16 protein-coding genes and 2 tRNA genes (1 of these 18 cut by a window edge) are annotated in these 23,047 nt (G+C 38.4%); 6 read left to right on the plus strand and 12 right to left on the minus strand.

What is annotated here, in order from left to right; genetic code table 11:
* The 3 genes from ME1_RS03165 to ME1_RS03180 form a co-directional block, all read right to left on the minus strand.
* Positions 1-573, minus strand: the 5' portion of a protein-coding gene (locus ME1_RS03165) for an MFS transporter (protein WP_004863122.1). It extends 792 nt beyond the left edge of the window; only the first 573 of its 1,365 coding nucleotides appear in the window; the start codon lies at positions 571-573; the stop codon falls past the left edge of the window.
* Positions 574-1,030: 457 nt separating this feature from the next.
* On the minus strand, positions 1,031-2,215 hold the full coding sequence (locus tag ME1_RS03175; protein WP_004863125.1) for an MFS transporter: 1,185 nt from the start codon (positions 2,213-2,215) through the stop codon (positions 1,031-1,033).
* Positions 2,216-2,951: 736 nt separating this feature from the next.
* Positions 2,952-4,040 (minus strand): YrzE family protein, encoded by a 1,089-nt coding sequence (locus tag ME1_RS03180; protein WP_004863128.1) that lies wholly within the window; start codon positions 4,038-4,040, stop codon positions 2,952-2,954.
* Between the two features lie 878 nt (positions 4,041-4,918).
* Here ME1_RS03180 and ME1_RS03190 point away from each other — a divergent pair.
* The 4 genes from ME1_RS03190 to ME1_RS03205 all read left to right on the plus strand — a co-directional run bounded on the left by ME1_RS03190 (position 4,919) and on the right by ME1_RS03205 (position 11,184).
* The gene (locus ME1_RS03190) at positions 4,919-6,115 is read left to right on the plus strand and encodes a multidrug effflux MFS transporter (RefSeq protein WP_004863133.1); all 1,197 of its coding nucleotides are present in this window, start codon (positions 4,919-4,921) and stop codon (positions 6,113-6,115) included.
* A 288-nt stretch (positions 6,116-6,403) separates the two neighbouring features.
* The gene (locus tag ME1_RS03195; RefSeq protein ID WP_004863135.1) at positions 6,404-7,135 is read left to right on the plus strand and encodes an alpha/beta fold hydrolase; all 732 of its coding nucleotides are present in this window, start codon (positions 6,404-6,406) and stop codon (positions 7,133-7,135) included.
* On the plus strand, positions 7,132-9,306 hold the full coding sequence (locus ME1_RS03200; protein WP_004863138.1) for an isocitrate/isopropylmalate dehydrogenase family protein: 2,175 nt from the start codon (positions 7,132-7,134) through the stop codon (positions 9,304-9,306). The genes ME1_RS03195 and ME1_RS03200 overlap by 4 nt, the downstream gene beginning before the upstream one ends.
* A gap of 924 nt (positions 9,307-10,230) precedes the next feature.
* Entirely contained in the window at positions 10,231-11,184 is a 954-nt protein-coding gene (locus ME1_RS03205; protein WP_004863141.1) for an N-acetylmuramoyl-L-alanine amidase, read from the plus strand.
* A 937-nt stretch (positions 11,185-12,121) separates the two neighbouring features.
* On the opposite strand, the gene ME1_RS03210 is transcribed toward ME1_RS03205, so the two are convergent.
* Positions 12,122-13,324: a porin gene (locus ME1_RS03210; RefSeq protein WP_004863145.1), complete on the minus strand. Its 1,203-nt coding sequence runs from the start codon at positions 13,322-13,324 to the stop codon at positions 12,122-12,124.
* Between the two features lie 303 nt (positions 13,325-13,627).
* Here ME1_RS03210 and ME1_RS03215 point away from each other — a divergent pair.
* Positions 13,628-13,718 (plus strand) — tRNA-Ser (locus ME1_RS03215).
* Between the two features lie 1,213 nt (positions 13,719-14,931).
* On the opposite strand, the gene ME1_RS03220 is transcribed toward ME1_RS03215, so the two are convergent.
* The 8 genes from ME1_RS03220 to rpmH form a co-directional block, all read right to left on the minus strand.
* Positions 14,932-15,016: transfer RNA gene (locus ME1_RS03220), tRNA-Leu, on the minus strand.
* A 112-nt stretch (positions 15,017-15,128) separates the two neighbouring features.
* The gene (locus ME1_RS03225; RefSeq protein WP_004863148.1) at positions 15,129-15,749 is read right to left on the minus strand and encodes a 2,3-bisphosphoglycerate-dependent phosphoglycerate mutase; all 621 of its coding nucleotides are present in this window, start codon (positions 15,747-15,749) and stop codon (positions 15,129-15,131) included.
* A gap of 15 nt (positions 15,750-15,764) precedes the next feature.
* Entirely contained in the window at positions 15,765-16,589 is an 825-nt protein-coding gene (dapB, locus tag ME1_RS03230) for a 4-hydroxy-tetrahydrodipicolinate reductase (protein ID WP_004863151.1), read from the minus strand.
* A gap of 518 nt (positions 16,590-17,107) precedes the next feature.
* Positions 17,108-17,800: a glutathione S-transferase family protein gene (locus ME1_RS03235; RefSeq protein ID WP_004863153.1), complete on the minus strand. Its 693-nt coding sequence runs from the start codon at positions 17,798-17,800 to the stop codon at positions 17,108-17,110.
* Between the two features lie 135 nt (positions 17,801-17,935).
* Entirely contained in the window at positions 17,936-18,583 is a 648-nt protein-coding gene (gene yihA / locus ME1_RS03240; protein ID WP_004863156.1) for a ribosome biogenesis GTP-binding protein YihA/YsxC, read from the minus strand.
* Positions 18,584-20,419 (minus strand): membrane protein insertase YidC, encoded by a 1,836-nt coding sequence (gene yidC, locus ME1_RS03245; protein ID WP_004863159.1) that lies wholly within the window; start codon positions 20,417-20,419, stop codon positions 18,584-18,586.
* Positions 20,409-20,801 carry a ribonuclease P protein component gene (gene rnpA / locus ME1_RS03250; protein WP_004863161.1) on the minus strand — a complete coding sequence of 131 codons (393 nt, stop codon included), beginning with the start codon at positions 20,799-20,801 and terminating at the stop codon, positions 20,409-20,411. Before rnpA ends, yidC begins: the two co-directional genes overlap by 11 nt.
* A gap of 131 nt (positions 20,802-20,932) precedes the next feature.
* Positions 20,933-21,067, minus strand: a complete 135-nt coding sequence (gene rpmH, locus ME1_RS03255; RefSeq protein ID WP_005864709.1) for a 50S ribosomal protein L34 — start codon at positions 21,065-21,067, stop codon at positions 20,933-20,935.
* A gap of 595 nt (positions 21,068-21,662) precedes the next feature.
* Between rpmH and ME1_RS03260 the strand changes: the two genes are divergently transcribed.
* Positions 21,663-22,757, plus strand: a complete 1,095-nt coding sequence (locus tag ME1_RS03260; RefSeq protein WP_004863164.1) for an Mrp/NBP35 family ATP-binding protein — start codon at positions 21,663-21,665, stop codon at positions 22,755-22,757.
* The last annotated feature ends 290 nt before the right edge of the window (positions 22,758-23,047 follow it).

Here is a 23,047-nt window from a genome sequence, read left to right on the forward strand (position 1 = left end):
GTTGGTCTTTAGATATTTTGCTCCAAGGGCTAGAGCCAATAAAATAAGTGGAATATTTATAAAAAATAATAAACGCCAAGAGACATACTGAGCAAGTGAGGCGCCCACCAGCGGACCAAAGGCAGGAGCGAAAACCGTTGGTACGGCTATGGTGCCCATAGCTTGGCGTACCCGTTCTTGCCCAAATTGTAAGGCAATAATGGTTTGGCTAAGGGGCAGTAAAAGGCCTGTTCCAAAACCTTGCACGATACGAGCAGATATAATGGTTTGAAAATTATAGCTTAATCCTACTCCCAGTGATCCAAACATAAAAATGAAGCTTGCAAGGAACCAAGTCTTTTTGATACCTATTCTCCCTTGCACAAAAGCTGCTATCAACAGTCCCGGCACGGTGGCTAGAAAATAAGATGTTACAACCCATTGTATATCATTTTCTTCCACTGAAAAATAATGCGCAAGGTTAGGAAGAATGACATTCACGATGCTTCCGTCCAGCAAGGGGAGTATGCTGGAAATAATGACGGTGTATATTACATATCTTTCTGATTTCGTATAGGAATCTCTTTTTTGCATTATCATTCTCTCTACAGATAGTCTTTACAATATTGGTTCTGCTCCCATAAATTTTTGAGCCTTAAGAAGGAATACTTGTTTGTGATGGCCCCAATATCGGGAGGAATGTGATGGGAAGTGCTGATGGTTTTGCCGATGGTCCCCCTTGTGTACAACCCCTCTTCCTCTAAAAAGAAGCCATCGATTAAGCTGATCTCAATGAATTTATCGAGGAGTCTCTTCACCGTCAACACTCTTTGCATGAGAGCAAAAACAGAACCTAGGAGTGTATGTCTGCTCCAAAGGCTAAGTGGTTATCAATCACAACCACATCTGCTTAAGGAAAAGCAGAAAGTTCTAAAGCGCATGATTGTTGCAGCCAATTATGATCAAAATCTTTTAAAAGTTCTGGTGAGTTGAAAGGAAATTCTTGCTGTTGTCAGCTTGTGCGGAAAATATCCTTTCTCTTTTAAAGTTATCAAATCCTTGTTTTTTGTCCAGTGCTATTGAATATAAAACCTAACATGCCCGCCAGCATTGTAGCGATACCGATCAGAAGGAGAGTGCTTTGGGTATGATGCACACTCACAAAACCCGCTGCTATGAAGCCAATACTCACAGATATTTGTATGATAAAGATATAGGCGGGCATTTGGTTGTTTCTGTCTTCTTTCCGAATAGCTTTCATCATAAAACTTGCCATCAGGGCGTTTTGCACGCCGTTGGCACTCCCAAGGATAAAAAATGACAGCATCATCAACCATACCATATCTGTTAGGGAAAAACAGAAAACTCCAAAGCCGATGATTGTCGCAGCCAATGATGCACCAGCGGCATTGCCAAAGTGATGGAAAAGGCTAGAAAAGCAGAGTGGACCAACCACGAGGCCAAGACTTATCATGCTTGTGATTACCCCATAGGTCTCAGCACTTAAATGAAGATCAGTGCGAAGTCGGACGATAGATAAAACGTTGAGAGCAGAGGTGAGTATGATGGTGATAATGAGTGGAGCAAGAGCATAGATAACATTTTTTTTACGCAACAAACCTATGACATCCAATCCCTTTTTGGTTTGCTGCACTGTATTTGTCGTTTGCGCATGAACTTTTAAACTTTTAAAACAAAAGAGAGTGATAAAGGTTGCACAAAGAACCATGATTGAAAGCACAAACAATCCTCTTTGTCCATTTGATAAACCATATAATACACCTCCCAAGAGTGGTCCTGCAATATAACCAAGATTACGGACCGTTTGGGTAATACGGTTTAGTCGGTCTAATTGCTGATCAGTTTTTGCCAATTCAGGTATAGAAACAATGATTGCCGACCAAAAGAGTGAACCAGCACAGCCCAGCGCGAAAGAAAGTGCAATATAAACCCAAAATTGGTTGGCGATTGCAGCTGTGGCTATAAAGAGTGCTTCAAATAATAAAACAAGAGCAACTGTTCGCGCTGGTTGGAAGCGATGTAAGAGGCGTGGGGCAATTGGTCCGGCACAAATTGCGCCGATAAGCCCTGCAAAAAGCAGCATTGAAATAAAGGCTGTGCTCTCTGCTAAGTGGAGAGCAAATGTAACTTGCGCTGTTTCATCGGCAAAGCTGCTAAACCCCAAAACAAGGAAAAGTCCCATTTGAGTGAAAATAGTAGATTTTTTCTTTGTCACAACGCCCCCCAAGACGCTAAAGCTTTTACGGTTTTTGAAATTTCTTGCTGTGTCATGTGGTTTATCCTTTAATTTTGATAAGCCCACAAAACATGTTTAAGTCTTTTTTACTAAATGTTATGAAGGAGTATGCAGGTTTGCATCAACATTAGTATTATAAGGCTTTTATACGAAGCATCTCTCTCGGGTTGTTTTTACAAATCTTGTATGATTTCGTGCTGAGCGTATTTAGTAGCGGCTAAAACTGGTACGATTTCATCAGCAGCTAATTCAATAATGTTTTCTACTTCATTAAGTAAAATATTTATATATCCCCACTTATCATTGATAAAATGAGGAACCTCAAAAGTTCCTCTCTAATGTTTCACTGTAACATGGATTTTATTGTTGTCAAACACAACGCTGATTGAAGGGGGGGCTTGCTCTTTTGAAGGGCAAACGTAAATTTTTTTATGAGAGAAATCATTACAAATGGGGGCGTGTAAAGCCCTATTTTTGTATAAATGAGATATTTTTAAACACGGATTTTTGAGTGTTTTGTTCCGAGAAAATAAGCGAAGGGAAAGAATGCCTGAAGGGCATGAAGGTGTGATGAGGGATTATTTAAACAAGAGATGGCTTTTAAAAAGTAAAGTAGTTTAGAAAAGCAAAGTGAATCCAACACAATTTGCAAAAAAAAGCTGTACAGTTAGTTGTACAGCTTTTTCTTTGTTTTATGCTTTATGTAGTTTTAGTTTTAAAGCATGAAAGTGTCCTTACGGCTTCTATAGCCATAATAGCCAAAGACACTGGAAATCACGGCGCCAATCAGCCCTCCAAAAAAGCCCCACCATCCCATGTAAGAAGCTGTTTTAACAACTTTATTTGCACTGTAATGCACATCCTTTGTTGGCATGTTGAGCTTTTGAGACAGGGTTTCAGCCTGTTCTTCAAGAGTTTTGAGGGCCTGTTCAATTTTTGACTCTGCGCTTTGATAGACATGAAGTGCATGGTTGGCGTTTGTTTGTGCTTCAGCACGTGTCATGCCATCGTGCATAAGAGCATTGATGATATCGCTTCGATCAAACTTTGCTGTTATCGCTTGTGCACGATCAGATAGGCGGTCACCTAGATCTTTTAAGATGGTGCGCGTGTGTGAAGGATCCTTTTTGAAAGCCGTTATCGCAGAACCAATATCGTTGAGGGCTGCTTGATAAGATTGCTTCAATCGTTCAGGATTGAGAGCAGGAATGTCGCTTTTATTGAGAAGTGTGCGTAATTCAGTGCGCAATTTGTCAAAATCAATGCCCTTGTCTTTTTGGTCACGCAAAAACTTTTCAAAAGTTTCGCTGTTTAATTTTGAAAGCAGCGGGGAAAAGTTTGTTTTAAAGCTGTCCATGGTTTGCTGGATGGCAGAAGTGTTTTCGAGAGCAGCTTTAGTTGTTAAGCTTGCTGTATTTGAAACCACGTGGATGGCTTGGAGGGTCATGATAAGGGTTAACAGAGCCCAAGTGAGAAAGCCATGAAGTACGCCTGAGGATTCTGCAAAACGTCCGGCGACAAATCCTCCCAAAGCAAGACTGATCAACATGACGATAAGAGATCCAAATCCGAAGGAGAGAAAGGTTCCTTCAAAAGGGGTGGAAGAGGTGAAGTCCATTTGGCTGAAGCCTAATGCTGCAACCAGAAAAGAGAGACAGATCGAAGTTGCAAGGGCTGTAACCAGTCCAGCAAAGATTGCGGACCATGAAATGGGTGTTTGAAAAAAGGGATATTCTGTTTCTAGAGATGTTTCTCCTAGAAAATGGGTATCGAAAGGTGTGTCTTCAGGAATACGGGTTTCCATGTTTTTATCTCCTTGAATTATGCTGAAGATAAAATGCCTCTTTCTCCATTATGTTCCCAAAGAGACAAAGATCTATGCAAGATGGGGAGATCTATGCAAGATGGGTGGGGATGTACGCAAAATGGGTGAGAATGCACCCAAAATGGAGGGGAAAGTCTGAATAACAGAAAGGAATGATCAGGTTTTTTTATAATGGGAGGTATTACGTTATGATAGGGGGCACGGATTTTTATAACGAGACCGTTATGGTGATACCCCTTTCTTGCGAAATTCTGATCGAGAGAGCTGTTAATGGAGCATTTGCCTTGCCGGACGAATGTTCTGAAGGAAAGGCTAGAGAATGTTCTAGAGGAAAGCAGAAGAGGCACAACGGGAGGAGGGGAAATGATCGCTTGTTTTCTTGGCGATGTCGTGGAACGTGTTTGGTTCTTTCTGTCGTGGAATGGGAAAATATTTTCTTTTTTATGAAATTATCTTAATGCTTATTATTCGAAAATAATATATTTTTACTTCTTTGAGAAAGTCTTATAAAGGTTATATTTAGCCAGTTACATCTGGGAATAAAAAGTAAAATTCTGTAGCCATTGTTTTGATTTTTTACAGAATTTTGGAGTGGGAATTTAGAGCAATTTAAAGTTCATTAGCGGGTGAAAGGTGAAGCGCGCAGTGTATTTCTATATAGCATTGAGCTTCTTGATTATAAATTATAAGATTTTTTCTATCAACAAGATGATAAAATCTAATTTTTATTAAATAAAGTAAAATTTTTAGTTAAATCATTTATATATTATCTGTTTATAAGTATAAAATAGAATTATATTTGTAAAATAATAATATTAAAGTAAATAATATTTTCAACATATAAAGTGTACTTTCAAATGAGTCATAAATATACATTGCCATTTATTATACTTATCGTCTTTTTATCAACAGGCGGTCTGATTTCTACAGATATTTTTCTTCCTGCACTTGGTGAAATGCGCCAATACTACCAAGTGAGTGAATCTCAGATACAGAGTGCTGTAGCGATTTTTCTGTTTGCATTAGCTCTTGGACAGCTCATTTATGGTCCACTGAGTGATAATTTTGGACGTAAAAAAACACTGCTATTTGGCTTGTTTTTGTGGTTATTCACCACGATCAGTGTGATTTATACGGTTAATATTCACGCTTTTCTTGCGTTACGTTTTTTACAAGGTCTTGGAGCTTGTGCAGGGATTGTTTTAAGCCGTGCTATTATCAATGATTTGTTGGATAAAAAAGCAGCAGGAAAACTTTATTTGATTGTTTTTCCCTTTATTGGGATGTCACCAGCACTTGCGCCGTTAGTGGGAGGGCTCTTATTACAAGCTTTTAATTGGCAAGCTACTTTTATCTTTTTAAGCCTTTTTATATTCTTAACTATTTTGCTCTGTTGTTTTATTCTAACGGAAACGTTGCCTTCTCAAAAGCGGCATCGTTTTTCTTTTATAGGGTTTATGAAGAGCAGTTTAGGCGTTCTTAGAAACAAACAATTTATTTTTTATGCACTCCTTCCGTGCTTTTCTTATGCAACCTATTTTGCATATATTGTAGAGTCGCCTTTTTTACTGACTACTCTAGGTTTGCCACTGACATACATTGGATATAGCTATATTGGTGTTTCTCTTCCCTATATTATAGGTAATCTCACAGCACGATGGCTTTTTAAGCGAGAATCTATGGAGAGAACGGTATGGCGTGGGTATATTATTTTTGTTGTAGGGGGAGGGCTCTTTGCTCTGCAAATGTATGTAAGTCCATGGCCACTTGTGACGAGTTTTGCGGCTATCGCTGTTCTTACCTTTGCTAATGGTTTTTTATTGCCGTTAGGAACAGCATTGGCTATTTCTTCGCATCCTCAAGCAGCTGGGGCAGCTTCTGGTGTTATGGGCGCTTTACAATTAGGGAGTGCAGCGTTGAGTGCGGCGGTTATCGGAAAGATATCTGGACATAGTCCACAGGCTGTGGCAACCTTGTTGGCTCTGTGTTGTCTGCTAGGGTTTATAATTTATATTCGAAAAGCCCATCATTTTATGACTTCGGAAATGGACTGAGTAGGATAGCAAGAGGGGGTATCATGCGTAAGTGTTTTGGTATTATTTTTCTTGAATGTAGGTAACCTTAGTTGAAAATTAATTCTTATTAAGCTGGTTGCATTGAAGGTATCTAAAATCTGCCGTAGCTTAACTTAATTTTGGTACAATTGATTATTCTTAGCCGTTTTAAGGGGGGAAGTTTATGCATGATAGCGATCTACATTTTTAGGTTTTCATAGTTATCCTCAGTGGGGATGTTGCTGCTACAATCTATATTTTTAAATAAAGTGGGGTGGGAAATAAATAATGAGCCTTCGTGTTGTCATTCTTTCTCCTGTGATGCCAATTTGGGATCATGGCGTTTTTTGTTCTTCATTTACAAAGCGATGTTTGGCAAAAGGATTTCAAATTACTTTATTAGATACACTATCCCTTTTTCCCCCTCACTCTAGTTTTGGTAATAATTTTGCTATAGGCATTTTACCTTCTATGTTAGAGAAACTCGAAATATATTTTAGGGAGCCTTCAGTTCTTGTCGGTTTTTCTATGGCTGGAATGTTAGTACAGATATTGGCTGCGCGGCTTCCAAATGTTCGAGCTGTGCTAGCCGTGAATGCACCAGGCTATCCAGATATGCTTTTGCAACGGCGCGTTGGATATATTCTCAATTTCTTGAAAAACAAAGATTTATCAGGAGCTCTAGAAGCACTGAATGCTTTTATGCATCCTCGTGGAGTTATGAAGAAAAGAGCCTTATTGGAGATTCCTGAAGAGCAAAAAAGCATGGCCATTGAGCGTATGACAAAAGGATTTAAGTTTTTGTTGGGAATGGATGCTAGAGGTGAGATTATCAAGTACACTGGAAATTTTTTAGCTTTAATAGGTGAAAAATCACAACTTGCAACCGTAGACAATCAAACGAAGAGTCATTGTGTGAATCATGAATATAAGATTGTTTCTGATGCTGGCGCGCGTTTATGGGAGGACAATCCTGCTATGACAAATGCAATCCTTGATGAATGGATAGAGAGATTATGAAAAAGAAAGTTCTTGTATTACCTGGTGATGGGGTGGGACCAGAAGTTTGTGATGCTGCGCTGATGGTCTTAGAGCAATTTCAGTTACCGATTGAATTATCTTATGGCGCTATTGGTTGGGAATGTTGGAAACAGGAAGGAGATCCTGTTCCTCAAGCGACTTGGCAAAAAATCAATGATTGTGATGCTGTTTTGCTTGGTGCTGTGACTTGTTCAGGGAAAGAAGCTGCTTTAAAGGAGCTTGCACCACATTTAAGGGAGAGGCAACTTCCCTATGTTTCGCCTGTTGTTCAGCTTCGCCAAAAGTTAGGCTTGTTTGCGAATATACGACCTGTAAGATATATTGTTGGTTCAAAAAGACCTTTTCATTTTTGTGTTATCAGGGAAAATAGCGAAGGTCTCTATGCGGGGCTTGATTTCCGCGGTGTTTCTCCTGAAACAGCAACATGGTTAAAGCATCCCAATTTGACAAAATATGGTCTTGAAGAGGCCGCATGGACAGTACAGCTGCAGACACGCTTTGGTTTAGAGCGGCTCTTTGAATATGCTTTTTCTTATGCACGGAGATACGGTTTTAAGCGGGTTACTTTTGCTGATAAGCCAAATGTCATGAGAGAAAGTGGTCAATTTGCTCAAGAAATTTTTGAGAAAGTGGCTCAAAATTATTCCGAAATTGAAGCAGATATACACAATGTTGATGCGGTTGCTTTATGGATTGTCACCAAACCAGAGCAGTTTGGTGTGATTGTTGCTGAAAATATGTTTGGTGATATTCTCTCTGATCTTGGTGCTGGAGTGATGGGTGGATTGGGATTGGCTCCTAGTGCAAATGTGGGAAGCAAGATTGCATATTTTGAGCCTGTTCATGGCAGTGCACCACGGCTTGCTGGGCAGAATAAAGCTAATCCTTCTGCCATGCTTTACACTACAGCCTTACTCTTGGAACATTTAGGTTTTCAGGATGCAGCACAACAACTGTCTGAGAGTGTTGATCAGGTTATTCGCGCTGGGAAAACTGTAACTTATGATTTGGGAGGTTTAGCCACCACGCGTCAAATGGCTGAAGCTGTTCTTCATTCTCTTGTAAATCCTGTCTCTGTTTGTCGAGCGGCGATTATTACGGTTGGTGATGAACTTCTTTCAGGACAATATCTGAATACGAATTTGCAGGATTTGAGTCAAAGCTTGAACAAGAGAAATATTCAAGTCACACGCCATTTTGTTTGCGCCGATCAATTACAGCAAATAAGTGAGACAGTGATTGCGTGTCTTGGACAAGAAGATCTGATCATTATCAGTGGAGGATTAGGACCAACATCTGACGATAAAACGCGTGATGCGATTGCTCAAGCTGTGCAAAAGCCGTTGGTTCATCATGAAGTGGTTTGGCAAACGATAAAAGGTCAATTGCAACGGTTAGGAATTGCGCCGGATAGCAATAATGCGCGTCAAGCATTGTTTCCTGAGACGGCAAAAGTCCTTGATAATCCTACGGGGACAGCACCTGGTTTTACCCTCTCTTGTAGTGGGAGTTCTCTTGTGGTTTTGCCTGGTCCGCCTACACAGGCTCTTTCGCTTTTGGAACATTATTTAGAACACGGTGAGAAGAAGTACCCTGCTGTATCGCGCGCTCAATATGCGTGGACTTTAATTGGAGTTGATGAAAGTACGATTGCGCATTGGGTTGATGGTCATTTCGCCAATGAACCATTTGAGCGGCATTTTTTATGGAAAAGTCCCTATGTTCTTGTGCAACTGGTTGGTCAGTCATCAGCGCCTTTGGCACAGCATTTAATCGAAGAATTTGAAAATCATTTTCGTCCATATTTGGTTGGTGCAGAAATTACCACTGCTCGCCAACAATTAGCGATGTATGCGGAAGTTCACTGGTTAGCAAATGATCCCATGCTTTTAAAATATTTTCAGCCCATGGAAAAAAGTGAGAAAAATATTCCACAGCTTGAGGTTGAGGTTAGCTTATCGCCTTCTTTGGAGGTCTTAGAAAACCAAAAAGAAAGCCTTGGACATGCTACAATGACTGTACGAATTGACGGGTATGGTGATGATCAACTTACTTTTCCCTATACGCGACCGCTGTTAGGCGTGGTCTTACAGGAATATGCAGCTTGGTCGGTTTTAAAGAGATATTTGAAAGCAGAAGATTACAAATGATATTCTGTAGAGATGTAGAAGTATTTACTCAATCATTGTTCTTACTTAGATTAAGACAGTGCTGTTTTGATGCTTTAGAGCGGTTGTATTGCTAGCTCGTTTTTTTGATATTAAACAATGGTCAAGTGGTAATAAATAAATGGGAAATATTTTATTCTAAACGGTTTTGCAGGATAATACGGGACTTATTATTCAGATTTTGTTTGGGATATTGTTGAGGATAACAATTCTATATTACTTTTTTGAAATAAATATTTATAGAGTTTAAGATAAAAATTACATGCATATATTGAGTATGGGGAGAATTATTATTCCATAATGAAATTACAATGACTCTTGGCGTTTATTTTCAGCTCAGGGAAAAAATCTCGACGCGTGTTGATTGAAAGCTATCTCTTCAAGAGGGTGTTGGTTAAACCTTCTTTACGAAAAAAGAATAAGGCATTTTGACTGTTGCGAATGTATAGATTGATTATTATGAATCTATAGAAAAAATGTGCAAATTTTATTGAAAAATATGCTTGTGAAGAGTTCATACGCAAAGTGTTGTTCATTTTTTTGTCAATAAATTGCCACAACATAACAGTATTTTCACAAGACTGTGATGCCGCGCAGAATGGTTAGGCATTGCCTCTCGTGTGTGCGGTGGTCTCTCACTATTACTCAAGTGCATAAAAAAGTATTACTTTGCATGCAAGATACAAAGAAATATTTTTTCAGCGGTTTTGCTATGTTTTTATTGGTTTATTGATGGGAAATTTCAGGCATTTTTGAGTAAGAGCTTTTTTGCTGAGTTAATTTTAAAGCGTCATTCTTAGTATTTGGGTGTTTGAAAATTTTCAAAAATTGCTCAACACTCGTTTCATATACTGTCTATTATAATGTGCGATGGTACTTGTGAATGAGAAAAAAGAAAGGATTTCCATGTATCAGATTGATTACAACAGTTATCGTTCTGTTAAGAGCTTTAATCGTCGTGTTCGTTTTCTTGTGATGCATTATACTTCACTGAATTTTAAAGAGTCGGTTATGGCTCTTACAGGAGAAAAGGTTAGTGTTCATTATCTTGTTCCTGATCCTTCAGAGCAGACATATCGTGAGGCAGGATTTAAGGATATGCGTATCTTTAATCTGGTTGATGAAAATGAGCGTGCATGGCATGCAGGTGTCAGTTCATGGGCAGAGCACAGTAATTTAAATGATACATCTATTGGAATTGAAATAGTTAATTTAGCGACAGGCCATTCTGCTTCTTCAGAAAAGATGTATGTTGAAACATCTTTAAAGGATATGCGCGTTTTAAAATCAATTGATAAAGATGAAAATGAATTACAGGTTGGTTCATGGACTAAAAACAGAAATGTGAGCAGTACAGTTTTGCCTTTTGAGAGAGATTATTTTTTTACTTGTCAGAATGAAGATTTGATATTTCCTCCTTATAATCCAACACAAATTGATGCAGTTAAGGAGCTTGCGTTGAATATTCTTCAACGATATCCAGATATTACGCCAACCGATGTTGTTGGACACAGTGATATTGCCATTGGAAGAAAAATTGATCCAGGGGCTGCTTTCCCGTGGAAAGAACTTTATCTGGCAGGCATAGGAGCATGGTATGATGAGGAACGAAAGCAGCACTATCAGGAACAGTTCTGTAAGAATTTTCCATCTAAAGAAGACGTTTTGGCTAAGTTGAAATGTTATGGATACGATATTTCTATTGCATGTAGTGAAATTGGATATAAAAATTTGATCCGAGCTTTTCAGCTTCATTTTCGTCAAGAAAATTATGATGGAATTCTAGATGTTGAAACCGCAGCGATTGTTTATGCTTTGGTAGATAAGTATTTCCCGTCCGATTTATCCAGTTTATCTTGATTTTAAATAGGGGGAGTGGCGACAATATAGTTTTTCTTAATGGAGTTTTTTGGTTTTTTTCCGATTAAGCCCCTGTGAAAAAAATTGTGATTGTTATCGGAAATAAAATGACCTTGCAAAAGAATGAATGAAACAAGAAAAAAGTAATGCGGTTTTGAGGGATAAGCTAAAAAATCTTTTTTTCAATTCTTTACGCATCACTTACCTTTAAAATTGGCTTTAAGAAATATAAAAATAAATGCTTCTGCAGCAGTATAAATATATGTTCATAAGATAGACAAGGAGCATATAAAATCAGAGTATTTGCGCATGGAAAAATGTGGTGCTCAAGAGTTTGTGTAGAAGAACAGACGCTTCAGAATGAACTTATATCCACCATATCTAATACAAAAGACTATATAGGTTATGTGTATTGTTCTTGTAGTATGCAAGTAAAGATTAACAATAATTGAAATAAAATAGTAAATAAAGCGTACATATGACTTTAAATATAAGTGGAATGTTTTTCGTTTTTTTTAATGTATATCGCTTCTACTCTTGGGAGAATATTTTCAGCCTATCTCCAATTACTGAAATTTCCCAAAAAGCTTGCGATGCATTTTAGGTTAGCCATTTTTGTTGAAAGCATTGCTGCAATTCATTGTCTAACATGTTTAAGAAATATCTCGTCGTTTTTCATTGCTTTTGAGGATATCTAGTCAATTTGGAAACAAATCACCTTGGATTAAAATCCACGTTATTTGAATTGAATGTGCAAGATTTGTGAAGGCACTTATCAGTCTTTATCTGATTTATTTGCTTGGAATATTAAGCAGCTTTTTACAAGGGTAGTCATCCATAAAGAGTATGAGACGGCGTTTTGAGCATCACAGAGAGCTTCAAAAACAAAAAACTGGCAACGTGTGTTGCCAGTTTTTAAAAGTATCATCTAAGAAGATTAGAATGAGCGCTGGAAGCGAATCATACCTTGTAAAGCACTTTTTCCTTTAAGAGCATGTGTATGTGCAACGTCATTTGCGCCCTTGAGAGTGCGATCATCATTCCAAGAAACATAAGTCAATTCAGGTGTAATGACGAAGCCTGGAACCAACGTGTAGGCAATATTTACAGAAGTTGCAAAAGTTTTTACAGCGCTATAAGAAACTTGAGCGTTCAAATTTGCTTTTGGAGTAAGCTTATAAGTTGCACCAGCCCAAGCAGCCCATTTGCCTCCCCAGTTTGCATAAATTGTTGTGTTTTGCCGTGATAAAACGTTGTTTCCATCCTTTGTATAGTAATCGACGCTGTTTTTATAGCCACCCATTACCCATAGGTTCAAACGATCATTGACATTGAAATCCATGCGTACTTTCGCTGCCCACTTTTTGTAATAAGCATCGTAAGCTGCTACTGTTGAAAAACCACCCCATTTTTGCATAAATTTCATACCCAAAACGATATTAGGAGTGTATTTTTTTATTCTTTTACTTGGAAGACCATCTACAGGAACGTCAACAATTTTATCATCTTTATCTATGTAATAATATGTATCTTCGAGAGGGGTAGGACCATCAGCATTGCCTAATTCAGCTCCGATAATGGCAGAAAAGCCAGTGTCACCACTAAAGGTGTAAGAAATAAAATTGGTGCGTGTCACACCTGCTGGTGCGATGCTATCATCGTTTATAACGTTTCCATAACCACCAGTCCAACTGTTAAAAATTGTGTCATCAAGACCTACACGAAAACCACCAAGTTCAATGTAAGCAGCTGCAAGTTTTGCACCAGCGTTGTCTCTTCCATTGCTCCAGTTAGAGTAGATCCTTGCATAGGAACGAAGTGTTCCCAATTCGGTTTCAGAAGCAGCTTGGAAAACAAGTGTCAATCGTGATGATGCGCCATAGGTTTTTCTTTTCTTGTCTAATTCAGCGTCTGTTGTTGCATCTACGTTATCACCGCCTACAAAATTAGCACGGACATTTCCTGACAAACGCATGCAGGTCTCTGTTCCAGGGATATAGAAATATCCTTTACCATATGCATCGCAAACGCGAATATATTCTACAGGCTCTGGTTCTGCAATTGCTTTTGGAGCTGCTTGTGCTCCAGAAATTGCTAAAAAAGCCGCTGTAGAGCTCAAAAAGAGGGATTTAATATTCATACTGGATCTCCAATGAAAGGTAATTTATTCTTCGTTAGGAATATTATTTGCTCAACTTATTAAAGGCAAAAATACGCGATACTTGATCTTAGCTATACTGATCTTTTTTCAATATACAAATATGAAATCACCTTCTTGAAGGATATTCATATACTATTCAAGGCAATGTGGTAAAAAAGGCACAATTTTTGTTTTGTTAACTTTTTGTCCTCTTGGATCAATAAACAAGAAAATCTTAGATATTTTTGAAAAAAAATCGAAAATGTCTTGAACTTTCTGTTGATACCCTTTATGCACTCCCTTGGAGAGGTGGCCGAGTGGTCGAAGGCGCTCCCCTGCTAAGGGAGTAGGGCTCAAAAGGCTCTCGAGAGTTCGAATCTCTTCCTCTCCGCCATTCATCAATAAAAAATATTTCATAAATATAGTTAGAAACTTTGAGTGCTTTGATTCATTTAATGCACTTTTTGCTTATACGATTTTGATGATTTTTTAATGCGTCGAGAGCAGGTTTTCTTAATGATGAATAGTTTTAGTATAGAATAGCGCTCTATTCTTTGGAGGCTAGTCCAAAAAGTGCTCTCATTTCTCTCACTATAGCACTATCATTTCTATTAATTTTTATACCCCATGTGCTGTTTATCTCTATCCTATTACACGGTTTCTAAAACAAATTGTCAAAGTTTTCTTTAATTGTATTTTGGGTACTCCTATCGCGGAGGATGTTGCATTTGATAGATTCAAATATTATGATATATTTGGGTGAAAACAGAGAGCAAGCTACTTGTGTGAAGTGTACTGTTTCAAATGCTGTCCTCTTTTATGTTTTGCTTACGATATGAAGTATCAAAATTTAATTCTTTCACTAAAATTGGAATGGGAACATTGCTCAGTTCTTTCGTAATTTTCTGCAAATGAAATCTCAACAGGGGTATCTGCTTTAGATCTTGTGGGATGTCTCTCTGTAACTTTAAAAGTGTAATTTTAACTCTTATCGTCCATAAGCTTTGTATATCTTATACTCTAGTTTATGACTGCTACATATATGCCATAGAATTTTACGGTGTTTCCTGATTTTTATCACAAGATAAGCTGGATGAAGGCACGTGTTGCTTCATTTATGTGTGATGTCAAAGTTATAATGACTTCATCTGGTAAAGCCAACCAACATGTCTGGATTTTTTTTACTGTTGTTTGAGATACTTCAATTCCGATTTTATGATAGAGCTCTATTTTATTGTATTCCAAAAATGAAGGAGCGCAAAAGAAAATTTTGTTATTAATCTTCATTTAGGCTAATGAATGCAGAGTGTTCGGGTACGTTTTTTCTGATGATTTTGAAAAACGGTATATCTTTCTCAAAAGCAAGTTTGCTTTAAGTCTGTATGATTGTAATGCGGTAAGAGAGACTCAGAGATTTTATTTTTTGGAAAACGCAAATATTTTAGGCATCTTGAGTGCCTAAACAAATGCCTTCATAAAAGATCTTGATTCAAAAAAGCTGATAGCAGTGTGTTTAGAGGTCCTATTCTCTTACTTTTATTTATGCATCCCATACCTTTAAAAAAATATATGGAGAATCAATACGTTATTTGGGATAAAAAAGAGCATGGTGCCCAAAAGAGGACTCGAACCTCCACGCCTTGCGGCACAGGTACCTGAAACCTGCGCGTCTACCAATTCCGCCATCTGGGCTATAAAATTCATCTAAGCTTGTGAAACAACTCTGTCAATAAAATTATAGAATTTATTCTGTAGGGCAAAATGATAGAATTGGATTCTTCGGACTTATCGCAATTTTAGAAATTTAAGGTGTGATGATTGTTTTTGCCGCAATTGTTGAATCGGAATGAAATCTATAAATAATAGGAATGCCGGTTGCTAATTCTTGAGAGATAATTTCTTCACCATTTAGTCCTTCAAGTGCCATCATAAGAGCACGAAGTGAGTTGCCATGCGCTGCAACCAAAACAGTTTGAGAGCGTAATATATACGGCTGGATATGATGAAGATAATAGGGTAAAACGCGAGCACAAGTATCGCGTAGGCTTTCTCCATTTGGGGGCGCAATAGCATAGGAGCGACGCCATATTTGCACTTGCTTTTCTCCCCATTGTTGGCGAACTTCATCTTTATTCAAACCAGAAAGATCACCATAATCACGTTCATTCAATGCAGGAGTTTTTATCAGTTTTAAATCTGATTGTCCCATTTGGTCTAAAATGTGCTGAGCCGTTTTTTGTGCACGCTGTAAGGCAGATGTATAAGCAATATCAAACTGTAAACCAGCTTCTTTAAGTTTTTTTCCTGCTGCTTTTGCTTCTGTATTTCCTTTTTCTGTTAAATCAGGATCTTTCCAACCAGTAAAAAGATTTTTAAGATTCCATTCACTTTGTCCATGACGAATGAGTACAAGCGTGCGTTCCATTACGAATTTCCTGAATTACATTGATTGTTGACAACTATCGTCTAGTCCTAAAACATCAAGCATTGAATAAAGACCATTTTTATGGCCCTTTGCCCATAAAGCTGCTTTTAAGGCACCATTGGCAAAAAGAGAACGTTTTTGTGCTATGTGTGAAAGAACAATGCGTTCATTTGGACCAGCAAAAGTAACAGTGTGATCGCCAATAACTGTTCCACCTCGTGAACAGGCAAAGCCAATTGTGCCTTTTTCGCGTTTACCTGTATGCCCATTGCGTCCACTGACACTCACATTTTGGAGCATAACATTGCGACCTTCGGCTGCTGCTTGCCCAAGAAGAAGAGCTGTTCCAGAAGGGGCATCAACTTTACCAGAGTGATGCATTTCGTAAATCTCAATATCAAAATCCTCAGATTCTAATGCTTGTGCAGCCTTTTTTATAAGGTTTGCTAAAAGATTTATTCCCAGGCTCATATTCCCAGATTTGACAATAGTTGTATATTTCGCAAAATCTGCAATTTTTTCTTCTTCTGTTTTACTAAATCCCGTTGTGCCAATAATATGGACAAGACCTTTTTGGGCAGCATAATTGGCATAGAGCATACTGGCTTCTGGCTGAGAAAAATCTAAAATACCTTCTGTATGAGAAAAAGCGCTTTCAGGATCATCAGTGATGCGGATATCAAGAAAATCTGAACCAATGAGTGTACTTGCATCTTTGTTTACAAAAGGTGACCCTTTGCGCACAAGGACAGAGCTCAGTTCTATATCTTCTCTATGCTGGATAGCTGTAATGAGCTCACGTCCCATTTTTCCATTCGCACCAACAACTGTAAGGCGCATATTTTTCTCCTTATGACACTTTACTTCTTGTAGTATAGGCAAATTTTCATCTTCTTTCCAATGGTTCTTTTTCTCCATAGAAGAAAAATTTCGCTTTTTTAGTGATGGGATTTCTAGTTTATAGAAATGCAGGACGGGAAATCTTTGTTCTCATTATACATTATAGAAGTCAAAAATAGGATGTTCCTCAATATGTTTTTTATATGTATTAGGTAGAATGGACGACCACGATAGCTCTATTCTTCTCTTTGTTTGCATTGCAGTTTTTTATCCATATGCCAATCTTGCTTGTGACATATAACAAAACGCTTTCTGTTTTACTATAAGTCGTGGACTCTAGATGAGGATAAAATAAAAGGATATTCTTGTATTGGTGATATTCATTTACGTTATAAATGATGCATTATCCTTATAAGTGAAAGTCCTAATAGATGAGTATAAAATCATTGAGATCTTATTGGTGAAGCAGTATATTCTCTACAATGTTAAGAGTGTTTTCCCTTGTTTAAAAGAGGTGCTTAGAAATCAAGATCTGTATAATGAGGACTTGCAACAATTCCTCGTATGCGATCTGTTAAAAGAGAGCGAAAAGAAGGTCGCGATTTAATCCGCATATACCAGTCTTTGGCAGCGGGTGTTTGTTCCCAGTCAATTTCTCCCAGAAAATCAAGCACAGAAACAGAAGCAGCAGCTGCTAGATCTGCATAGGATAATTCAGAGCCTACTAACCAGTCGCGAGAGGCGCAGAGCCAATCGAGATAGTTCATATGAGGAAGAATATTGGCGCGCGCATTGCGTAAAATTTGTGAATCAGGAGCGCCACCACCAATGGCAAGGGGCATTTCACGTTTATAGATTCGTTCCCGTACAATATGGCGTATTGCTTCATTTTCAAATTTATTTAAAAACCAGTCATTAAGACGACGCACTTCGGCACGGCCTAAAGGATTTTCTGGAAAGAACTTATTTACTTGTCGTAAACTTCCGTGTGTTTCATCTAAGTATTCATAGATAACAATGGCTCCGGACAATGGAACTTCGTGTTCATCAAGAAGAACAGGAACTTGACCAGCTGGATTAAGTGCAAGGAATTCGTGTCTTCTAGCCCATTCATGTTCTTCAATCAGTTGAGTGGTTACACCATATTCTCCAAGAATGAGGCGTATGAAGCGGGAGGAAGAGGATAGGGGAGAGTGAAAAAGCGTCAACATAATCTACACTATCAGATAGAGTTAAGGAAAATTCTTTCAAGTAAGTGGAGATTTTATAAAGATGCTTTGTTGGAAGTACAAGATTATTAGTAAAAGCTCACAGTTATGTTTAATAAGCTCTTAAGAACAAGAATATTATATTGCAATTGCTTGCAAAATGGCAGCACGCAATTCTTCTAAACCGAATGCTTTTTCTGAAGATGTCACAAGAAGCTCAGGATAAGCTGCTGGACGTTTAAGAAGTTGTGTTTTTGTCGTTAGTATTAATTTTTCAAGGACATTCGATTTTATTTTATCACTTTTTGTTAAAACGATCTGATAAGATACGGCTGCTTTATCGAGAAGATCTAGAACATCAGAATCATTCTTTTTGATCCCATGACGTGAATCAATCAAGACATAAACACGTTTTAGGGTTGTGCGACCCCGTAAATAGCTAAAAATCAGTTGTGTCCATGCATCAACCAGGTTTTTAGGTGCTTTTGCAAAACCATAACCTGGCATATCTACGAGTGCAACAGGGGGAAGATCTCCTTGCTGCCCACTAAAACCATCGGGTACAAAGTAATTCAGTTCTTGAGTACGCCCTGGTGTATTTGAGGTCCGTGCCAAATTCTTTTGTTGGACGAGTGCGTTGATAAGGGAAGATTTCCCAACATTAGAACGTCCCGCAAATGCAATCTCAGGTGGTCCTTCCGGTGGAAGGAAGTGTATTGCTGGCACACCACGAATAAAAATCCAATTGCAAGAAAAAATTCCAGAAAGAGAAGAACTTTTTGTCATTCATGTATTGCTTTTTTGGGGTGACTTTCGCCACATAGCTTTAAGATTATCGAAAAGCTCAATTTTAACACCTTGACGTTTCATCATGATACTTTGTTGAATGATCGATAATATATTGTTCCATGCCCAGTAAATAACAAGACCAACAGGGAAGGATGCCAACATAAAGGTAAAGATGACGGGCATCCATGCGAAGATCATAGCTTGCGTTTGGTCTTGAGGGGCTGGGTTCATACGCATTTGTAAAAACATTGTTATTCCCATGATTAAAGGCCATGCACCAATCATAAGAAACGTTGGAGCTGCGTATGGCAAAAGACCAAACAGATTAAAAAAGGACGTTGGATCGGGCGCTGCTAAATCTTTAATCCAGCCAAAGAACGGTGCATGCCGCATTTCTAGGGTAATATACAGAACTTTATAAAGAGCAAAAAATATTGGAAATTGAACCAACATAGGCCAACAGCCCGCAAGAGGATTAATTTTTTGTGTTTTATACAATTCTATTATTGCTTGTTGTTGTTTGGTTCTATCCTCGGGATATTTTTCTTTTATTTCCAGCAACATTGGTTGTATCAGCTTCATACGCGCCATAGATTTATAGGATTTATTTGCTAGCGGGAAGAGAAGCGTTTTCAAGAGCACTGTGACAAGAAGAATAGCGATACCGAAATTGCCAGTTTGCTTATAAAGAATATCGATGAGAGAGAACATTGGTTTTGTGATGAAATCAAACCAACCCCAATCGATTAAAAGAGCGAATTTTTTAATTTTCAGGTCATCTTGATAGTAATTAATGATCTCAACTTGTTTTGCACCAGCAAAAAGACGATTTGTAACAGTTTTTGTTTCATTGGGAGCAATCGTTAAAAGCGACCCGAGCAAGTCAGACTGATAATGCGTTTGCAAGCGATCAAAATAAATAAAGCGGCTGGTATATTCTTTATCTTGTTGAGGAATAACCGCTACAGCCCAATATTTATCGGTAATGCCAATCCATCCTCCCGTTACTTTAGAAAAAGTTACACTTTTTTGGCCATTCGCAGGATTAGGATCAAGTTCTGCTAGTGTTTTGTATTTCTCAGTTTTAAGTGAATCACCTGCAATACCTATCATGCCTTCATGGAGTAAATAGGTTGCATTTGTGTGTTCTGGTGGAGCTGCACGTGCAACGCGGGCATAGGACGAGAGATATATCGGTTTATCTCCTTCATTGCTGATAGAATCTTCAATGGTAAACATGTAATGATCATCAACAGAAAGGGTACGACGGAAGATCTGTCCCTGTCCATTATTATAAATTAAAGTAATGGGTGTTGAAGGAGTTAGTGTTGTATTGTCTCCCTCTATTTGCCATTGGGTATCAGATTGTGGCAAAGCTTCTGCTGACAAAGATGAACTTGTAAAACCAAATTCGGCAAGGTAGGTCGTTGTGAACCCCTTGGGATTCAACAAAGCAATTTCCGGCGATCCCTTTTCTACTGTCAGACGGTATTTTTTGAGATGAAGGTCATCAAATTGTGCACCAACAAGATTAATGGAGCCCTCTAGTTCATTGTTTTTTATGGCAATACGGTTTGTTTGAGCCAAAACAACCTTCCGTATTTCAGGAGTCATTTTTTGGTCAATGATAGATGCTGATCCATGCGCCGGAGTAGTATCAGAGAAACCTGTCGTAGGAGCGGAAAGGGCTGATTGTTGTTTTGACAATTGCTGTGCAATGATTTGTTGTTTTTGTAACTCAGCTTGTTTGGGAAACACATGAAGAAATTGCCATGCAACAAGCACTACGAAAGATAATCCAATGGCGATAAAGAAATTGCGGTTATATTCCATTCGTACACCCCTGTTGGCATTGCTGATGTTTTGTTTTTGGTTTTATTCGTCGGTTTAATTCACTGATCAAGGATGTAAAAGGTGCATGAAGCACATCAGGACGCGCTACAATGACATAGTCTGTTCCTGCTTCCATGTTATCTGTTAAACCCACTCTCACGGCTTCTCGTAGACGCCTTTTAATACGATTGCGTTTAACAGCATTACCGTTTTTACGTGTAACTGTGAAGCCTACACGCGCAACAAGAGGAGTTTTTATTTCTGCTGTTTGTTCATGAGACTTAACTTCCAGCAGAAATAAAGGACCACGTCGCTTTTCTCCTGTGCGTACAGACAAGAAATCCGCTCTCTTGCGAATGCGGCAGGGATGTTTTTTCTTCATAAAAAGCGTTTCGCAATTTTACTAAACGCCTGCAAAAGCAGGCACTGGAGGTTCATAACGAAAGTTTCACAACGAAGAAATGACGAATACTCTTCAACTCTTGTGAAAATTTAAATGGTTAAGTTAAATGCTTAAGCAGATAACCGCTTACGCCCACGAGCACGTCTTGCAGCGATAACTTTACGTCCACCAGCTGTTGCCATACGTGCACGAAATCCATGGCGGCGTTTACGGACCAATTTAGATGGTTGGTAAGTACGTTTCATTTATTTAAATACCGCGGAGTGCGGCCCTTCTTAAATTCTATGGGCAAAACTATGCGCTAGATGAACAGTCTTATCCTATCATACGATTGCTAACCCATAGGCAAAAACATAAAAAAAGTCAATCTCAGATTATTTTTCTCTCTTTCAAAAATATAAAACTCCCCTAAAGGATGTGAGTTTTATTCGTAATACTTTTAAAAAGTTAAGGAAAATAATTGCTGCTTACAACAACGCATTTTACAATTATTTCTTTTGTAACACAAGTGGATACTCACGATGTTAAAAGAGTAGAAAAAGAATCACGATTTGCTATTATATCATTATGATGCGTGCGTTTATATAAAAAAATTGCGCGGTTTTGCCTCTTATAAGACACTAGAACATTGGTTAAAGAGAGTGCATGATAACGATCATTTAAGAATATTTTATACTCGAGTTTTTTATTTGAGGTTTGTTTCGTGTTTGGAAAGAGATAGAGTATAAGGTAGTTTACATTTTGTCATTCTCATAAAGTGAGAAGTTTTAGATGCTTAAGTTGAAGTACTGTTCGTCCTTATTGTTCTATTTTTTGAATTTTATATAGAGAGGAAAGAGTGTGTGTCCTATCACAAGTGAGGCTGTCCGTAACGCGTTACATAAAATCAAAGCACCGGATTTTGAAAGTGATATTGTCTCATTGGGGCTTCTTTCAGAAATATTGATTGCTCAGGGAAAAGTTTTCTTCTCCATTACCGTCCCAGATGGACGCGTACAAGAATGGGAGTCGTTGCGTCGTGCTGCTGAAGAAGTTGTGTGTGTTATGGATGGGGTCGAATCTGTTGTTGTCACACTTACTGCAGAAAAAAAAACAACGATATCTTCTCAGGTTCATAAAGATACAGTTTTTTCTGCGCCAAAACGAAGAACACATGCATTGCCTGTAAAAATGCCAATAGAAGGTGTTCGGCATGTGATTGCGGTTGCTTCTGGAAAGGGGGGCGTTGGAAAATCTACAATGGCAATCAATATCGCTCTTGCTTTACAAGATTCTGGTTTGAAAACGGGGTTGATGGATGCAGATATCTATGGTCCCTCTTTACCACGTTTGACAGGGCTTGTTAACAAAAAACCACAGTATATCGAAGGGAAAAAACTTCAACCTCTTGAAAAATTTGGCCTTAAATTGATGTCGATGGGATTTTTGGTTGAGGAGGAAAAGCCGGTGGTCTGGCGTGGACCTATGGTAATGGCGGCTGTGACACAATTGCTAAGAGATGTTTTATGGGGACCTCTTGATGTTTTGGTGGTTGATATGCCGCCGGGAACAGGGGATGCACAATTGACTCTTGCTCAACAAGTGCAGTTGACGGGTGCGTTGATTGTTTCTACTCCGCAGGATCTTGCTTTGGTTGATGCACGCAAAGCAATAGAAATGTTTATGAAGGTGGATGTTCCTATTTTAGGACTTATTGAGAATATGAGTTATTTCATTGCTCCTGATACGCAAAAACGCTACGATATTTTTGGTTATGGTGGTACGCGTGCAGAAGCGGAACGCCGAGGGGTGCCTTTTTTGGCAGAAGTGCCGCTTGATGCAGCTTTACGGTCTTCTTCAGATGATGGTGTGCCAATTTTCGTTGCTAAACCTGATGGGGAGCACGCTAAGCTTTATCGTGCGATTGTTGATCAAGTGAAAAATAGATTTTTTTAAATTTACGTTTTTCTTAAGAGGGGGAGGATACAATATTAAAAAAAACATAAGAGGCTGTTTTTTCTGAGGGAAAGGAATTGGTTAAAGACTTTGTTCAGGTACGAGGAAGTCTTTTTCAATATGAAATTGTTGGATGTTGATCGTATTGTTGCGAAAACCATGGAGAATACTCCAAAATAAGATGTGATAATGCGAACGATCTCTGCTTATTCAAAAATGGTGCAGGATGTTGTTATTATGAGAAAACAATTCATGTTTGCTTGGAGAATGGTTTTTTCATTGGTAAAAAA

The organism is Bartonella vinsonii subsp. arupensis OK-94-513 (assembly GCF_000278235.1).
In the GTDB taxonomy this organism is placed as follows: Bacteria; Pseudomonadota; Alphaproteobacteria; order Rhizobiales; family Rhizobiaceae; genus Bartonella; species Bartonella arupensis.

What these genes read in the sequence shown, in the direction of transcription:
- ME1_RS03180 (WP_004863128.1), bottom strand. Translation starts at nt 4,040, where the DNA reads ATGGAAACCCGTATTCCTGAAGACACACCTTTCGATACCCATTTTCTA.
- ME1_RS03190 (WP_004863133.1), top strand. Translation starts at nt 4,919, where the DNA reads ATGAGTCATAAATATACATTGCCATTTATTATACTTATCGTCTTTTTA.
- ME1_RS03195 (WP_004863135.1), top strand. Translation starts at nt 6,404, where the DNA reads ATGAGCCTTCGTGTTGTCATTCTTTCTCCTGTGATGCCAATTTGGGAT.
- ME1_RS03200 (WP_004863138.1), top strand. Translation starts at nt 7,132, where the DNA reads ATGAAAAAGAAAGTTCTTGTATTACCTGGTGATGGGGTGGGACCAGAA.
- ME1_RS03205 (WP_004863141.1), top strand. Translation starts at nt 10,231, where the DNA reads ATGTATCAGATTGATTACAACAGTTATCGTTCTGTTAAGAGCTTTAAT.
- ME1_RS03210 (WP_004863145.1), bottom strand. Translation starts at nt 13,324, where the DNA reads ATGAATATTAAATCCCTCTTTTTGAGCTCTACAGCGGCTTTTTTAGCA.
- ME1_RS03225 (WP_004863148.1), bottom strand. Translation starts at nt 15,749, where the DNA reads ATGGAACGCACGCTTGTACTCATTCGTCATGGACAAAGTGAATGGAAT.
- dapB (WP_004863151.1), bottom strand. Translation starts at nt 16,589, where the DNA reads ATGCGCCTTACAGTTGTTGGTGCGAATGGAAAAATGGGACGTGAGCTC.
- ME1_RS03235 (WP_004863153.1), bottom strand. Translation starts at nt 17,800, where the DNA reads ATGTTGACGCTTTTTCACTCTCCCCTATCCTCTTCCTCCCGCTTCATA.
- yihA (WP_004863156.1), bottom strand. Translation starts at nt 18,583, where the DNA reads ATGACAAAAAGTTCTTCTCTTTCTGGAATTTTTTCTTGCAATTGGATT.
- yidC (WP_004863159.1), bottom strand. Translation starts at nt 20,419, where the DNA reads ATGGAATATAACCGCAATTTCTTTATCGCCATTGGATTATCTTTCGTA.
- rnpA (WP_004863161.1), bottom strand. Translation starts at nt 20,801, where the DNA reads ATGAAGAAAAAACATCCCTGCCGCATTCGCAAGAGAGCGGATTTCTTG.
- rpmH (WP_005864709.1), bottom strand. Translation starts at nt 21,067, where the DNA reads ATGAAACGTACTTACCAACCATCTAAATTGGTCCGTAAACGCCGCCAT.